A 15,603-nucleotide genomic window follows, 5' to 3' on the forward strand; every position below is an offset into this window, starting at 1 on the left:
TGCCCGGTGGCCCCCTGTGACCGGAGCGGACGCGCGGACCGCCCTGTGACCGTCCGCCTCGTAGAACGAGACGGTGACCACGGAGACGACCGACGGACGTCCGCGACCGGTCCCGGCGCGGCGCGGGGCGCCGCTAGCGGGTGCCGCTGCCCGCGGCGGGTCTGATCTTCTCCGTGAGGTCCGTGCGGCGCTGGACGTCCAGTTTCCGGTAGGCGCGGGTCAGGTGCTGTTCGACGGTGCTGATGGTGATGAACAGCTTGTCCGCGATCTGCCGGTTGGTGTGCCCGCGGGCGGCGAGGGTGGCCACGCGCAGCTCCGCGTCGCTCAGTTCGACCGGGCGTCCGGCGGCGGGCGGGGCCCAGGCGCCGTCGCCGCCCAGCGGGGTGCCGGGATCGGCCGGCCGCGGCGCCGCGGGGGCGGGCACGCCGCACTCGCGGGCCAGCTGCTGCGCCTTGCGGGCGAGGGACCTGGCCTGCCCGGCGCCGCCGAGTTCGCGGTGGGCGCGGGCCAGCTCGTCGGTGGCGCGGGCGAGTTCGAGCCGGTGCCCGCTCTCGCGCAGTATCTCCACGGCCTCCTCCAGGAGCGGCGGGCGGCGGGCCGCGGGCAGGGTGCGGGCGAGGACCCGCAGCGAGACGCCGCGCGTCCAGGCCGCCCCCGGGCCGACCAGGGCCAGCTGCTCCTCGGCGAGGTCGTGGGCGCGGCGCTCGTCGCCCAGGGCCAGCTGGGCCTGGGCCGCGTCGGTGCGCCAGGGCACGAGCCCGGGCAGGTCGAGGTCCCAGCAGGTCATGAGGTCGCCACAGGTGCGGAAGTCGTCCAGCGCCGCGTACGGCCGGCCCGCCGCCAGGTAGTAGTGACCGCGCGCCCACAGATAGACGAGGCCGTCGGGCGTGTGGAAGGCCATCTCCGGTACGGGGACGCACAGATGGGCGGCGGCGGCGTCCAGCCGGCCGAGCGCGGTCTTGGCGTACACGGCGAGGGCGACCGGCGCCGCGAGGGCGACGCCCCAGCCCTCGGCGGGCACCAGCGTGATCGCCGTGTGCGCGGACCGGTCGGCCGCGGCGAGCCCGCCGAGCCTGACCTCGACACGGGCCTTGACGGACGCGAGCTGCGCCTGCCACATGGGGGCGCTGCGCGCGGTGGCCTCCTTGAACAGGGTCTCGCTCCAGTACGCCGCCTTGTCCAGGCGGTCGGCGAGGATCAGCGCGTTCAGCGCGACGACGAGCGCGGGCACCGTGCCGTCGTCGAGCCGGGTGCCCTGGAGGGTCTGCTCCGCCCGCACCACGACGTCGTCACCGGCCCCGTCGAGCACCGCCCGCACCAGCGTCGCCGCCCGTTCGTGCGCGCTGCGCGCAGGTCCGGCCCCCCACGACGCCTCATCGGCCGCCCGCGCGGGGCGCGGCAGGCCCGGGTACTCGTACGCCAGCCAGAGCCGCACGTCGTCGAGCCGGTGCGGGGTGCCCGCGCCGGGCGCCGCGCCCGCCGCGCGGCACTTCTCGGCGGCGCGGAGCACGGCGGTGGCCTGGTCGACCTGCCCGAACCACAGCAGGTGGCCGACGAGTTCGGCCGCGTGCCGGGTGCTGACGCGGCCCGCGAGCGCCCCGGCGGTGAGCGCGGGCAGGTGCTGGGCGGCCGTGGCCGGGTTGACCCGCCGGGCGGCCCGGGTCAGCGCGGCCCTGATCTCCAGGGAGCGCCGCTCGTCCGCGCAGCTGGCGCGGGCGACGCGCAGACAGGCGAGGGCGAGCCCCACCTCGTCGTCGGCGAGGGCCCGCTCGGCGGCCTCCAGGAGGGTGGGCAGCGCCCACGCGGCCTCGATGGGGCCCGCCTGGATCAGATGGCGCACGACCACCGTGGCCGCGTGGCCGTGGTCGTGCAGGACCTCGGCGACGCGGGCCTCCAGGTGCGCGCGGTGCGTGGGCTCCATGCTGCGCAGGACCGCGGCGCGGCCCGCCTCGTGCCGGAACCAGCCGGAGCCGAGCAGTCCCCCGGCGCGCAGCGCGTCCAGGCCGCGGTGCGCCGACTCGCGGCTGACGCCGAGGACTTCGGCCAGCTCGGCGTGGGCGGCGTGCGGGCCGAGGACCGCGAGCGCCCAGGCGGCGTTCCGCGTCGCGGTGTCGCTGCGGTACAGACACATCGTCACGGCCTGCTCGAAGGCCTCGCCGGGCACCAGGTCCGCGGGGCCGCCCTCGCCGCTCCCGGCGCCCGGTCCACGGCCGTCCTCGATCAGCGCCCGGGTGAGCAAGGGGTTTCCACCGCCGATGCGGTGGAGCTCCGCGACCAGCGGGCGCGTCCCCCACCACCGCCGGCCGTGGCCGCCGCACGCGGCGGCCAGCTCGGCCACGCCCCGCCGGGTCAGCGGGCCGAGCCTGATATGGCGGCAGCCGGCGACGCGCAGCAGATCCACCTGGAAGCGCGCCGCGCCGGATCCCGTATTGCCGGAAAGGCCACTTCCGCTTTCTCCGAGCAGCATCAGAATGCGGCTCGCATCCAGTCTGCGCGCCAGATAGAGCAGCCCTTCCAGAGAATAAGGATCGGCGTGGTGGACGTCATCGATGACGAGCACCACTGGCCTTTCCTTCGCCTTTTCGATGATAATCCCACTGAGTTCCGTGATCACATTCACCACCGTGGCGGGCAGCGTGACCCGCGCCCGCCGCGTCGGCACGGTGACCGCCACGAGATCGACGAGCCGTGCCGCCCTGGTGGCGTCGACGTCCGGCAGCTCCGCGCCGAGCAGCAGCTGCCCCATCACCCCCAGGGGCATATCGCGCTCCACATCCGAGGCTGTGGCCTGCATCAACAGCGCCCCAGCGGCGTGCGCCCGAGCACCGAAGGCACGCAGGAGCGCGGTCTTCCCGCTCGCCGCGACCCCGCTCACCAAGAGCGCTCCGCCCTGCCCGGCGACGGTGGCGCCGAGCATGCCTTCCATGATCGAGAATTCCTCGTCCCGTTCCACCACATTCATGAGCCGACTTCTCCCCCGCACCTGACGGCTGACTCGTGTCCGGCACTGCCGGATGGTCTGACCCAATCTTTCGGACGCGACCGACCAGCTGATTGAAGATTCTTCCACATCAGAAAATCGACTACCAGCGGGATTTAACGCAATCGCGCCCGGTGACCGCCGAAATTGCGCCATCCACTCCATGAACGGATTTCTAAATTCCGCATCGCCGGACGTTTCTTGCACTATTCCACCGGAGCGAAAAGCAATGGCTATTCAGAAGGGCGTGCCGGGCCTGCCGCGCTGACCTGGCGCGACGCTCCCGCGGCGGGCCTTGCAGCTGAACACACCCGACCCGGCGGCCCCGCGCCCGCCGTCTTGGCCCGGACCTTTGCCATGAAAGGGCTTGCGGCGGGCTTCCAGCGGGCGTCACCGACGCCCCGGCGGTGACCGGCCGTCGCCGCCCGTGGGCGCCCACCGCTCCCGGAGCCGACGTACCCTACTTGCATGGATGCGCAAGGACAGTCGTGGGACGCGGCGGCCGCGGACCAGGCCGTGGCCGTGCTCAAGGCCGTGGCCGACCCCTCCCGTTACCGCCTGCTGTGGGCGCTCAGCCAGCAGGAGCTGCCGGTCAGCGCGCTCGCGGAGCTGATCGGCGCGCACGTGGCCGCGACCTCCCAGCACCTGGCGAAGCTGCGGGCGGCCGGACTCGTGGTGCCGCGCCGCGAGGGCACCCGGATCTACTACCGGGCCGCGGACGTGCGCGGCCTCCTCGAAGAGGCGGCCCTGGTGGCGCGGCCCGCCGCCGCGCGGGCCGAGCCGAGCGCCCCGGAGGGCGCGGCCGCCGAGCCCGCCGCCGCGCACGCGCCCGCCACGGCGCCGCGGGCCCGGGTGGGCCGGGCCGCCCGCCGCCGCCCGGCGACCGGACACTGACTGCTCGTCAGGACGCCGTCGCCGACTGCCCCTTGACGCCGAGGACGGCGAGGAGGGCCCGGGTGGCGGGGCTGGGGTTGAACCGGCTCCACACCAGGTACTCCACGCGCCGCGGCCCGTCGACCACCGGGACGAGGGCGAGCCCGGGGTCCGCGGCGACCGGCGGCCGGATGAACGCCGACGGCAGCAGCGCGACCCCGAGCCCGCGCGCGATGAGACCGGTCATCAGGGCGACCTGGGCCTCGAACGCCACGTCACGGACCAGGCCCGCCGCCGCGAACGCCTGATCGGACTGGGCCCGGGCGGGCGACCCGGCCGCGAAGTCCACGAACGTCTCCCCCGCGATCTCCCCCAGCGTGACCCGGTCGGCGCCCGCGAGGCGGTGCCCGGCGGGCACGACGAGCACGTGCTCGTCCCGGTCGAGGACGAGGGACTCCACGCCGGAGGGCACATCGCCCTCCGGCAGGCCGAGGAAGGCGATGTCCAGGTCGCCGTCGCGGACCGCGGCCGTCAGCGCGTCGCTGCGGCCGCCCCGCAGGAAGACCCGGACGTCCGGATGGCGGGCGCGATAGCGCTGGAGCAGTTCGGCCACGTCGACGGCCGCCGTGGTCACGATCACGCCGACGGCGAGCCGCCCGCTCACCACGCCCGACGCGGCCGCGGCGTCGGCGGCCGCGCGCTCCGCGGCGGCCAGACACGCCCGCGCGCCGACGAGGAACGCCTGACCCGCGCTGGTCGGTTCGGTGCGGCGGCTGGACCGGGCGAACAGCTTCACCCCCAGCTCCCGCTCCAGGCTCGCGATCCGGTGGCTGAGGGACGACTGCACCACGGAGCAGCGCTCCGCGGCGCGCGTGAAGTTACGGGTTTCGGCGACGGCGACGACGTACCGCATCTGCTGGAGATCCACGCGATCATGGTGATCGTTCATAGCTGCGATGACAACCATGCTTTGGAGCCATGGAGGGGTGCGGCCGAGACTCCTCACATGCCGAGCACGCCGATACCGACCGAGCGGTCACCGGGCCCTTCACGGGCCACTCCTCCGGGCCCTTCACGGGCCTCTTCACCGGGCCCTTCGCGGGCCTCTTCGGCGCCACGGGTGGCGACCGTCGCGCTGACCGCACTCGCTCCCGCCTCCTGGGGCACCACGTACGCGGTGACCACGGAGCTGCTGCCGCCCGGGCAACCGCTGTTCGCCGGGCTCGTGCGCGCCCTGCCCGCGGGGCTGCTCGCCCTCGCGCTCACCCGGGTCCTGCCCCGCGGGGACTGGTGGTGGAAGGCCGCCGTCGTGGGCGCGCTCAACATCGGCGCGCTGTTCCCCCTGTTGTTCCTGGCGGCCGAGCGGCTCCCCGGCGGGGTGGCGGCCACCCTCGGCGCCGCCCAGCCGCTGCTGGTCGCCGGTCTCTCCATCGTGGTGCTGCGCGACCGGCCGACGGCCTGGCAGTGGACCTGGAGCGGGCTCGGTGTGCTCGGTGTCGGGCTCGTCGTGCTCGGCCCGCAGGCCCGCCTGGACGCCGTCGGCGTCCTGGCCGCCCTCGGCGGCACGGCGGGCATGGCGGGCGGGATCGTCCTCACCAAGCGCTGGGGCCGCCCCGCGGGGGTCGGTCCGCTGGCCCTCGCGGGCTGGCAGCTGACGGCGGGCGGGCTGCTGCTGCTCCCGCTCACGCTCCTGGCCGAGGGGGTGCCGCACGGGGTCGACGGCGAGGCCGTGGCCGGTTACCTGTGGCTCGGCGGCATGGGCGGGATCGTCTCGTTCACGCTGTGGTTCCGCGGCATCGGCAAGCTGCCGGTCGGCGCGTCCGCGCCGCTGGTGCTGCTCTCGCCGCTGGTCGCCACCGTCGTCGGCCTCGCGCTCGGCGAGTCCCTGAACCTGCCGCAGGGCCTCGGCTTCGCCCTGGCCCTCGCGGCCCTGCTCGCCACGCAGCTCGGTCCCCCACGGCTGCGGCACCACAGCCCCCCACCCGACATCCACGTAACCGAAGACCTGACGCAAGGAGAGCGGACGCGATGAACACCTCGGTGAAGACGGCCACGCGGGAGACGCCGGCGGAAGGAAGGGCGGGCATGACGATCGCCGTGCTCGGCGCCACCGGGATGGTGGGCAGCCGGGTGATCGCCGAGGCCGGTGCCCGGGGGCACCGCGTGCTCGCCCTGTCCCGGCGGCCCACGGGCGACGCGCCGCACGTGACGCCGGTCGGGGTCGACGCCCGCGCCCCGGAGTCGCTGCACGCGGCCCTCGCGGGCTCCGGCGCGGACGCGGTCGTGGTGACCCTGCGGACCCTGCCGGTCGACCAGGAGTTCCTGGTCGGGGCCACGCGGACGGTCCTCGACAGCGCCGCGCGGCTCGGCCTGCGCGTCCTCGTGGTCGGGGGCGCGGGGGCGCTGCGCAGCCCGGGCGCGGCGGGCCTGCTGGTCGCCGACGATCCGGCGTACGTGCCCGCGGCGGTGACGGCCGTCGCCGCCGCGGGCGTGGCCCAGCTGCGGACCTGCCAGGACCACGCCGGGGGCGACTGGGTCTATCTGAGCCCGCCGGCGCTGCTCGAACCCGGCGACCGCACGGGCCGCTACCTGCGCGGCACCGACACCCTGCTCACCGGCGCCGACGGCCGCTCGTGGATCAGCGCGGAGGACCTGGCGGTGGCTGTGGTCGACGAGCTGGAGTCACCCGGCCCGGAGCGCCACATCACGGTCGCCGCTGCCTGAGCGCTGCGGCCGCACCGCTCTCGTCTGCGGGTCCGCCGTGGCTGGTCGCGCTGTTCCCCGCGCCTCTACGGGGCGCTCTCGTAGGCCTCGTCGAGCCGGTACTCCTCGCGGTCCGCGTCGTAGGCGTACAGCTCCGCGTACCGGCCCCAGTCGGTGGCCGTCTCCAGCTGCCGCTCGACCTGCTCGCTCGTGAAGTGGTGGGCGAGCAGGTCGCGGAAGTACCCGGCGCGGGCGGTGCCGTCCGGGCTCCGGGGCAGGCTGTTGGTGATCAGCTTCACCAGCGGGACCTCCAGGGCGGCGCGGGCGAACAGCGGCTTGGACGTCTGTACGTCGGCCCCGGCGAACGCGGCGCCCTCCTCGGTCAGGACGAGGTCGTCGCCCCTGACGTGGGCGAAGCCGAGCAGGTCGAGCGCGTCGACCTGCGGCAGCAGGTCGTCGACGTCCAGACCGAGGTCGTCGGCGAGGTCGGCGAGGTCGCAGCTCCCGCCCCGGTGGGCGACCGTCTCGGCGAGGCCGGACAGGCCGTCGACGGTGGCCGGGGGCAGCGGGGTGGTGGCGACGGTGCGCCGGTCCTGCTCCGCCGCCCCCGTGCGGCCCGGGAGGCGGGATTCGCGGGGGCGGCCCGTCATGATCCGGTAGACGCGGTCGATCAGCTCCTCGAAGGCGGGCGCGGTGCGGTCGCGCGGGCGCTCCAGGCCGACCTCGATGGTCTCGCGGACGGTGCCGTAGGGGCGGGAGCCCAGGACGACCACGCGGTCGGCCATCAGGACGGCCTCCTCGATGTTGTGGGTCACCAGGACCACGGCCCGGGTCGGGAACCGGCCGGACTCCCACAGCTCCATCAGCTCGCCGCGCAGGTTCTCGGCGGTGAGCACGTCGAGCGCGGAGAACGGCTCGTCCATCATCAGGACGTCCGGCTCGACGACGAGGGCGCGGGCGAAGCCGACCCGCTGGCGCATGCCGCCGGACAGCTCCTTGGGGTACGCCGACTCGAAGCCGTCCAGGCCGATCAGGTCGATGGCCTGCACGGCGGCGCGGGCCCGTTCGGCGGCGGGCACGCCGCGCGCCTCCAGGCCGAGTTCCACGTTCTGCTGCACCGTCAGCCACGGGAGCAGCGCGAAGGTCTGGAAGACCATGGCCGTGCCCGGGTTGGCGCCGGTCAGCGACTCGCCGCGGTAGGCGACGGAGCCGGAGCTCGGCGGGATGAGCCCGGCGAGGCAGCGCAGCAGCGTGGACTTGCCCGAGCCGGACTTGCCGAGCAGGGCGACGATCTCGCCCGCGCGGATCGTCAGGTCGACGCCCGCGAGCACGGGCAGTTCGCCGTCGGCGCCCGCGTAGGACTTGGTGAGCCCGGCGGTTTCGAGCAGGACGTCGCCGTCGGCGGCGCGCGGGGGCCCGGCGGTGGGGCGGGCGGTCGGGGTGCGCAGGGCGCGGAGGGCCTTGAGTGCCATGAGGGAGGCTCCAGTTCTCCAGGCGGGCGGGGAAGTTCGGGGGGACCGGTCGGCGGTCAGAGGGAGTAGCGCCGTTCGGCGAGGCGGTAGAGACGGCGCCACAGCAGCCGGTTGAGCCCCACCACGTACAGGCTCATCACGGCGACGCCCGCGATCAGCCGGGGGAAGTCGCCGTCGGCGGTGGCCCGGGCGATGTACGCGCCGAGGCCGGTGGCGGTCAGGGTGGTGCCGCCGAAGGTGACGACCTCGGAGACGATCGAGGCGTTCCAGGCGCCGCCGGACGCGGTGATGCCGCCGGTGACGTACGCCGGGAAGACGCCGGGGAGGATCAGCCGCCGCCAGCGCTGCCACCCTCGTACGCCGAGGTCGTCCATGGCCTCGCGCAGGTCGCTCGGGATCGACATGGCACCGGCGATGGTGTTGAAGAGGATGTACCACTGGGCGCCGAGCGCCATCAGGAGGATGCCGCCGACGTCGAGGGACAGGCCCGTCCGCAGGAAGAACCAGACGGCGAGCGGGAACAGGAAGTTGGCGGGGAAGGACGCCAGGACCTGGACGACGGGCTGGGCGATCCGGGTCAGGCGCGGCGAGAAGCCGATCCACACGCCGACGGGCACCCAGACGACGGTGGCGGCCGCGACCAGCACGACGACGCGGGCGAACGTGACGAGGCCGACGAGGAGCGGCTCGCCGAACACACCGAGTCCGGTGCGGTCGTGCAGATAGCCGCCGAGGTCGGCCAGGCCCCAGGCGACGAGGCCGCCCGCGACGAGCGCGAAGGCGATGTCGCCGGTGCGCCGCCGCGCCGGGTCGAAGGACAGCGGCCGGTCGTCGGTGCCGAGGACGCGGGCGGCCCGGCCCAGGGCACGGCCCGCCGGGCGCAGCAGGGAACCGAGCAGCCGGGGCCAGTGCGAGCGGCGCAGGAAGTCGAGCACGGCGGAGCGCTGCGCCTCGCTCGCCTCGGACTGCTCGTTCCTGAACCGCTCCGCCCAGGCGGTCAGGGGGCGCCAGAACAGGAAGTTCACGCCGATGACCATGACGGCCATGGTGAGGACGGCCCAGCCGACCTTGCCGAGGTCGCCGTCGGCGACGGCCGCCCCGGCGTAGGAGCCGACGCCCGGCAGCGCGTACTCCTTGTTGTTGACGCTGATGGCCTCCGACGCGACGAGGAAGAACCAGCCGCCGCCGAAGCTCATCATGCCGTTCCAGACCAGGCCGATCATCCCGGCCGGGACCTCGACCCTCCAGAACCGCATCCACTTGGTGAAGCGGAACGACCGGGACAGTTCGTCGAGTTCACGGGGCAGCGAGGTGAGGGACTGGTAGAAGCCGAACGTCATGTTCCAGGCCTGCGAGGTGAAGATCGCGAAGATCGACGCGCACTCCAGGCCGAGCATCGAGCCCGGGAAGAGCGCGAGGAACCCGGTCACCGCGACCGTCAGGAAGCCGAGCACGGGCACGGACTGGAGGATGTCGAGGGCCGGGATCAGGATGCGTTCGAGGCGGCGGCTCTTGGCCGCCGCGTAGGCGTACGCGAAGGTGAAGACGATCGAGGCCGCGAGCGCGGCGAACATGCGCAGGAGCGAGCGTGCCGCGTCGTACGGCAGCCGCGCGGGGTCGGTGTCCACCGTGACCGACTGCCCGGTGGAGAAGCGGACGGTGGTGCCCTGACCGACCTTGAGGACGAGGTAGAGCAGTACCAGGACGGCCGCGGCGACCACCGCGTCCACCCATGTCATGCGGGACACGCGGCCCGCGAACCGGGATGCGAGCGGGGCGCGGGGAGCGCCGCCACTGGTCCGGAACGACATCACAAGAACCTCCGACCACACTGTGGGCACAGCGGACCCCGGGCCGCGACCGCAGAACGCGGCGGGCCGTGCGGGGTCCAGGGCGATGCCCGGTGTGCGTAAGTGAATTGACTAGCGGGATCAGATGCCGCCGTCGAGGCAGCGGCCACTACTGGGAGGGTCTGCGCCCATGGCTGCCTCCTTCGGTGATGTGCCGGACAGGGGCCGTGGGGGGCCAGGGGAAGTGTGCGCCTCTTTGCGTCGATACGCAAATAAGCAGATGGGGCGGCAGCCGCCGATGGACATCCTCTGTGCGTAGTTGCGCAACTATGCAACTATGGGGTGTCCCGTACGACCGCGCCACCGGGAGGTGCCGCCATGCAGGCCCTGACCACGTTCGACTTCGCCCTCCGCCTGGCCACCGGCGTCGGCTGCGGCGCCCTCATCGGAGTGGAGCGCCAATGGCGCGCCCGCATGGCGGGCCTGCGCACCAACGCGCTCGTCGCCGCCGGAGCCACCCTCTTCGTGCTCTACAGCGAGGCGATGGCCGACCCCACGAGCCCCACCCGGGTCGCGTCGTACGTCGTCTCCGGCGTCGGCTTCCTCGGCGGCGGCGTCATCATGCGCGAGGGCGCCTCCATCAGCGGCCTCAACACGGCGGCCACGCTGTGGTGTTCGGCGGCGGTAGGCGTCCTCGCCGCCTCCGGACGGCTCGCGCTCGCACTGCTCGGCGCGTTCGCGGTGATCGGTGTCCACCTGGTCCTGCGGCCCACCAGCCGCCTCATCGACCGGGCCCCGCAGGCGAGCGCCGACACCACCACGCGGATCGCCTTCCACGTCACCTGCGAGCGCCGCGCCGAGGGACACGTCCGGGCGCTGCTCATCCAGCTCCTGAGCAGCGCGGACCCGCGCCTGGCGGGGCTGCGCATCCGGCGCGGCGAGGACGGCTCGACCACCGCGCTCGAAGCCGCCGTCACCCTCGACGGCGCCCCCGGCGCGGACATGGAGCAGCTCGTGACCCGGCTCTCCCTGGAGCCCGGCGTGCGCGATCTGCACTGGCACCTGGCCGACCAGGACGACCAGGCGCGCGCCGAGCGGTCGGCGGCCTGACCCGCAAGCCCCTCACGCCGCGCCGAGGCGCCGCGCGACCTCGCCGAGCCCCTCCTTCAGGGCGGTGAGCTGGCCGGGCGTCAGCACGTCGATGAGATGGCCCCGGACCACGTCGACATGGCCCGGGGCGGCGGCCTCAAGACGGCGGCGGCCCTCGTCGGTGAGGGCCGCGTACACGCCGCGCACGTCGTCGGCGCAGGAGCGGCGGCGCACCAGGCCCGCCTTCTCCAGCTGGTTGATCTGATAGGTCAGCCCGCTCTTGCTCGTGACGACCACCGCGGCGAGTTCGGTCATGCGCAGCGCGCCGCCCTCGGCGGCGGAGAGCCGCACGAGCACCTCGTACTGGAGGTGGGACAGGCCGGACTCGTCCTTGAGCTGCTCCTCGATGCGCCGGTTGAGCAGCGCGCCCGCGGTCAGGAAGGCCTGCCAGGCAGCCATCTCGTCGTCGTCGAGCCAGTGGGTCTTGGGCATGGCCCCAGCCTACGCTGTTGTTCAAATTCAAACCATCGAGTACGGTCGAGGGGTGGTTCAAATTTGAACTCGCTTCCCCCGTGAACCCCTCGCGTCGCCGCTGTGCCCCGCCGCCGCGCTTCCGGCCGCCCCGCCGGGCGCGCCCCACCGCAAGGAGCCGACCCATGACCACCGCAGCCCCGGAGCGCATGCCGTCCCTCTTCCTGAGCCACGGCGCCCCCACCCTCGCCGAGGACCCCGTCTGGCCGGGCGAGCTGGCCCGCTGGGGCGCCGAGCTGCCGCGCCCGACGGCGATCCTGATGGTCTCCGCGCACTGGGAGGAGGCCCCGCTCGCCCTCGGCGCCACCACCGCCGTGCCGCTCATCTACGACTTCTGGGGCTTCCCCGAGCACTACTACGGCGTCCAGTACGCCGCCCCCGGCGCCCCCGAACTCGCCGAGCAGGTCCGCAAGCTGCTGCGCGGCCCGGGCACACCGGTGCAGGACCTGCCGGACCGCGGCCTCGACCACGGCGCGTACGTACCGCTGCGGGAGATGTACCCCGACGCCGACGTGCCGGTGCTCCAGGTGAGCCTGCCGACCCTGGACCCGCGCAAGCTGATGGAGATCGGGCGCAAGCTCGCGCCGCTGCGCGACGAGGGCGTTCTGATCGTCGGCAGCGGACACTTCACGCACAACCTCCGGGCCATCAACCCCGGGAACGACGTGCCCGCCGCCCTGGCCGAGTTCGACGACTGGGGCCGGCGCACCCTGGCGGCCGGGGACGTGGACGCGCTCCTGGACTTCGCGCACAAGGCCCCGGCCGCCCGCTACGCCCACCCCCGCGAGGAGCACTTCGTCCCGCTCGCGGTCACGCTCGGCACCGCCGTGGACGACCTGCGCACGCAGCGCAGCGTCATCGAGGGCACCTGGCTCGGCCTCTCCAAGCGCTCGGTGCAGTTCGGCTGAGCCGAGCGACCGGCGGGCCTCGACGTGGTGCGTGGGCGGGCTCGTCCCGCACGTGCGGGTGACTGCGTCAGGCGGCGTACGCACACCGAGGTGTAACGATCGTCGCGGGGGTCACCCGTACACCACGCCGGTGCCGCCGGGACGCGGAGCCCAGGTCAGCCGGTGGATCACTCCCGTCCCCCCGCGTCCTCCCGCGCACGGGGCGACGGTCGAGGCGGACAGGCCGCGCGCGCGAGGCAGGAGCGCGCGGCCACTCCGTGTGCTCCCGCACTCCCCCAGGGTGACGCGCGGGAGTACGCTACGGGCAGTCCGTGGAAGGTGTGTCGCCGTCAGCGCGGCGACGCCCGTCCGGCGATCTCTCGGGCCTGGAGCGAGGCCTCCTCCGCCAGCGGCTGTGTCCAGCGGGACTCCCTGCCCGCTTCTTCGGCACCGCGCGAGGGGTCGCCCGCGAAGGCCCTTCCCCCATCGCCGCCTCCCCCGCGAGGTGCTCGGCATCCAGGACTCAACATGCGCGGCTACTTCGCCGACGACCTCCTCGTCATGATGCCCGCGGGCGCGTTCGCGGGCATTCGCCTGTTCGGCGAGGTCGTCAGCGTCCACCGAGGGCCGCTGGCCGTCGCCCTCACCGAACAGAGCAAGGACTCGCAGGAGATCACCCTCGACCTCACCGGCGTCCGCTACTTCGCCAACAGTGCCCTGGAGATCCTCGTCGTCCTCAGCCGCCACCTCCGCCCGCCCCAGTGCCTGGTCGTACGCGCCGCCCCCGAACTCGGGCTGCGGGACCGGCTCGCCGCGCGCGGCTGGGACGACATCGAGACGCTGCGGCTCGTCGACGCCTGACCGCGGGACCGGAGGCCCTTGCCGTCGCGGGAGGCGGTGAGGTCCACCCGGCGAACGCCCGCGCGGCGGCCCGCGGCAGCGTCCGTCGGCGGTGTCAGCGCGCGTCCGTGATGACGAAGCCGCTGCGGGGCCGGGTCGGGACCCGGCGCAGCGGGATCCGCAGGTCCTGGTCGGGGACGCGGTAGTCGAGCCGGGCGAGGCGGGGCAGCAGGGTGCCGAGCACCGCGAGGGTGACGTCCTCCCCCGGGCAGCGGTGGCCGGTGGCGGCCTCTCCGTCGCCCTGCGGGACGAGTTCGTCGCGGCCGGGCTCGCGGCCCGTGAACCGCTCGGGGTCGAAGGTGTACGGCGCCTGCCACAGGTCCGGATCGTGGTTCTGCCCGTAGAGGTCGAGCAGGACCAGGGTGCCCTCGGCGATCGGCTCGCCGCGCCACTGGACGTCCCGCGGGGCGAGCCCGGCGACGAAGGGCGCGAACGGGTAGAAGCGCCGCACTTCGTGGGCGAAGGCCCGGGCGTACTCCTCGCCTCCCTTGGCGAGCGGCACGCGCAGCTCCGGGTTCCGGTGCAGGGCGTGGGCGCCGAAGACGGTGTACCAGGTGACGGCCACCGTGGGGCGGATGACGTTGAGGAGTTCCACGGCGGCCGTGCGCGGGTCGAGCGGCTCGCCGTCGGCGTCGCGGTGCGCCGCGACGGCGTGCAGCGCGGAGGGCCGCCGGCCGGGGTCCTCCCCGGCGGAGGGCTCTGTGGCGGACGCCGCCCGGGTGGCCTCGACCAGCCGGGCGAGGCGCGCCTCCTGGCGCCGCCGGGCACGCCGGGCCCGCAGCCGGCGCGGCCCCGCGGTGGCGAATCCGTCGACCATCGCCACCAGGTCCGCCGCGGTCCGCCGGGGCTCGTCGTCCCAAGGCGCCCCGAGGGGAATGCCCGCCCAGGCGCACACGGCCCGGGTGATGAGGACGCCGACCTCGTCGAACAGCGTCACCTCGGAGGCGCCTGCCCACTCCTCGCGCGCACGCTCCCACTCCTCGGCCACCCGGTCCGCGAGGGCGGCCACGCCCGGCGCGTCCTTCAGGAGCGACACGAACAGGGCCTTGCGCGCCCGGTGCTCCGCCCCGTCGAGGGTGTGCACCGGGCCCGGGCCCCGGCGGCGGCTGAGGTCGGGCAGCCACGCGTAGCCCTGGAGGAGCAGCGGCAGAGTGTGGTCGAACAACGGAACCTCCTGGCATCCGGTGCCCGGCGAGGGGGCGCGGCGAAGAGGACGCGGCCCCGTCCCGCTCCACCCTCCGCCGGACGGGACACCGCCACCACCGGAGCGGGCGTACGCCGCCCGGCCCGGCTGCGCGATCGGCGGTGCACGGGTGCCCGGCACGGCCACGGTGAATCAGGGACGGCCGAGTCCAAGCCGGTGGGTTCGGCCCGTACGTCGACCGGTGTCGAGGGCTAGCCGTGGTGCCGCCAGCCCCGGTCCGTGCGGACCAGTTCCGTGAAGCCGAGGTCCTCCAGGAGCGCGAGGGCCTCGGGGTCGTCGGCGGACTCGTAGGCCAGGAGGCGGTCGGCCCCGGCCAGGCGCAGCCACCGGGCGGCCTCGCCGAGGAGCCAGGCGGGCAGCGGTGCGAGGCCGTGGCCCGGCTCGATGCGGAGGTTGCCGATGTCGGCGAGTGAGCCGTTGCGGGCCTGGCGCTCGGGGCGGCCGAGGGCGGTGTCGACCTCGATGAAGCCGAGGTCGCGGCCGTCCAGGTGCGCGGTGAGGCGGGTGCCGCACTCGCCGAGGGTGCGGCGGACGGCCAGGCCGTCCACCGGGGCCGGGGGTGTCGGCAGGTCGGGCACCGCGGCGATGAGGACGACCTCCGTGTGCCCGGTGTGCCGGAACCCGGCGCGCTCGTAGACGGCGCGGACGTGCGGCCAGGTCCGGGGCAGGCCGTACACGGCGGGCGCGGGCAGGGCGCCGTCGGCCTCCCGCACGCGCACGCCCCAGCGGGCCAGTTGGGCCAGGCAGGCGCTCATCAGCAGATCGGCGGCCGTGTCCGCGTCCGGCCAGAAGGACGCGGCCGGGCGCGCCACGAACCAGTCGATGACGCCCATGTCCCGGTAGTCCGGGCCGACCTCGGCGTCGGAGCGGTAGCGCAGCAGGTGCGCGGCGGCCACGACGTACGAGCGCTGTTCGGCGACGAGCGTCACGCGCTCGGCGACCCAGGGGTCGACGATGAACTCGTCGGGCCTGCGCGCCAACTGGCCGAGGACGGTGTTCACGGAGACGGAGACGCCGGGGACGACGGCGGCCACATGGGCGTTCACCAGCTCCGTGAGCTGGTCGCGGTCGTCGCGGTGGAAGGGGCGTACCTGGAGCGCGGGCATGCGCGGACCTCACTGTTCAGGCCGGTCGTGGCCGTGGTGGTCGAGGAGGCCGCCATGCGATGCGGTAC

The 15,603-nt window shown here is 74.6% G+C and carries 13 protein-coding genes; 6 read left to right on the top strand and 7 right to left on the bottom strand.

Annotated features, from left to right (window positions below; genetic code table 11):
- Positions 1–133: 133 nt before the first annotated feature.
- Positions 134–2,962, bottom strand: coding sequence for a LuxR family transcriptional regulator (locus tag C9F11_RS05810; protein WP_171075648.1), 2,829 nt, complete (start codon positions 2,960–2,962; stop codon positions 134–136).
- Between the two features lie 486 nt (positions 2,963–3,448).
- Here C9F11_RS05810 and C9F11_RS05815 point away from each other — a divergent pair, with 486 nt between their 5' ends.
- Positions 3,449–3,874: a metalloregulator ArsR/SmtB family transcription factor gene (locus C9F11_RS05815; RefSeq protein ID WP_138958231.1), complete on the top strand. Its 426-nt coding sequence runs from the start codon at positions 3,449–3,451 to the stop codon at positions 3,872–3,874.
- A gap of 7 nt (positions 3,875–3,881) precedes the next feature.
- On the opposite strand, the gene C9F11_RS05820 is transcribed toward C9F11_RS05815, so the two are convergent.
- Positions 3,882–4,781 carry a LysR family transcriptional regulator gene (locus C9F11_RS05820; protein ID WP_138958232.1) on the bottom strand — a complete coding sequence of 300 codons (900 nt, stop codon included), beginning with the start codon at positions 4,779–4,781 and terminating at the stop codon, positions 3,882–3,884.
- A 192-nt stretch (positions 4,782–4,973) separates the two neighbouring features.
- On the opposite strand from C9F11_RS05820, the gene C9F11_RS05825 reads away from it, so the two are divergent.
- The gene (locus tag C9F11_RS05825) at positions 4,974–5,885 is read left to right on the top strand and encodes an EamA family transporter (protein ID WP_249401615.1); all 912 of its coding nucleotides are present in this window, start codon (positions 4,974–4,976) and stop codon (positions 5,883–5,885) included.
- A 53-nt stretch (positions 5,886–5,938) separates the two neighbouring features.
- Entirely contained in the window at positions 5,939–6,577 is a 639-nt protein-coding gene (locus C9F11_RS05830) for an NAD(P)H-binding protein (RefSeq protein WP_138966129.1), read from the top strand.
- Between the two features lie 65 nt (positions 6,578–6,642).
- Here C9F11_RS05830 and C9F11_RS05835 read toward each other — a convergent pair whose 3' ends face one another.
- Positions 6,643–8,028, bottom strand: coding sequence for a nitrate/sulfonate/bicarbonate ABC transporter ATP-binding protein (locus C9F11_RS05835; RefSeq protein ID WP_138958234.1), 1,386 nt, complete (start codon positions 8,026–8,028; stop codon positions 6,643–6,645).
- 56 nt (positions 8,029–8,084) lie between these two features.
- Entirely contained in the window at positions 8,085–9,767 is a 1,683-nt protein-coding gene (locus C9F11_RS05840) for an ABC transporter permease subunit (RefSeq protein ID WP_249401616.1), read from the bottom strand.
- A 429-nt stretch (positions 9,768–10,196) separates the two neighbouring features.
- Between C9F11_RS05840 and C9F11_RS05845 the strand changes: the two genes are divergently transcribed.
- Positions 10,197–10,928, top strand: coding sequence for an MgtC/SapB family protein (locus C9F11_RS05845; RefSeq protein WP_138958236.1), 732 nt, complete (start codon positions 10,197–10,199; stop codon positions 10,926–10,928).
- 12 nt (positions 10,929–10,940) lie between these two features.
- Here the strand turns inward: C9F11_RS05845 and C9F11_RS05850 are convergent, their stop codons facing one another.
- Positions 10,941–11,399 (bottom strand): MarR family transcriptional regulator, encoded by a 459-nt coding sequence (locus tag C9F11_RS05850; protein WP_138958237.1) that lies wholly within the window; start codon positions 11,397–11,399, stop codon positions 10,941–10,943.
- A 164-nt stretch (positions 11,400–11,563) separates the two neighbouring features.
- Between C9F11_RS05850 and C9F11_RS05855 the strand changes: the two genes are divergently transcribed.
- Positions 11,564–12,346 (top strand): class III extradiol ring-cleavage dioxygenase, encoded by a 783-nt coding sequence (locus C9F11_RS05855; RefSeq protein ID WP_138958238.1) that lies wholly within the window; start codon positions 11,564–11,566, stop codon positions 12,344–12,346.
- Positions 12,347–12,853: 507 nt separating this feature from the next.
- Positions 12,854–13,186 carry a hypothetical protein gene (locus C9F11_RS05860; protein ID WP_138958239.1) on the top strand — a complete coding sequence of 111 codons (333 nt, stop codon included), beginning with the start codon at positions 12,854–12,856 and terminating at the stop codon, positions 13,184–13,186.
- 94 nt (positions 13,187–13,280) lie between these two features.
- Here C9F11_RS05860 and C9F11_RS05865 read toward each other — a convergent pair whose 3' ends face one another.
- Positions 13,281–14,390 (bottom strand): cytochrome P450, encoded by a 1,110-nt coding sequence (locus tag C9F11_RS05865; RefSeq protein ID WP_138958240.1) that lies wholly within the window; start codon positions 14,388–14,390, stop codon positions 13,281–13,283.
- A 230-nt stretch (positions 14,391–14,620) separates the two neighbouring features.
- The gene (locus C9F11_RS05870; RefSeq protein ID WP_138958241.1) at positions 14,621–15,535 is read right to left on the bottom strand and encodes an N-acetyltransferase; all 915 of its coding nucleotides are present in this window, start codon (positions 15,533–15,535) and stop codon (positions 14,621–14,623) included.
- Positions 15,536–15,603 lie beyond the last annotated feature (68 nt).

This window comes from Streptomyces sp. YIM 121038 (assembly GCF_006088715.1).
Classification (GTDB): Bacteria; Actinomycetota; Actinomycetes; order Streptomycetales; family Streptomycetaceae; genus Streptomyces.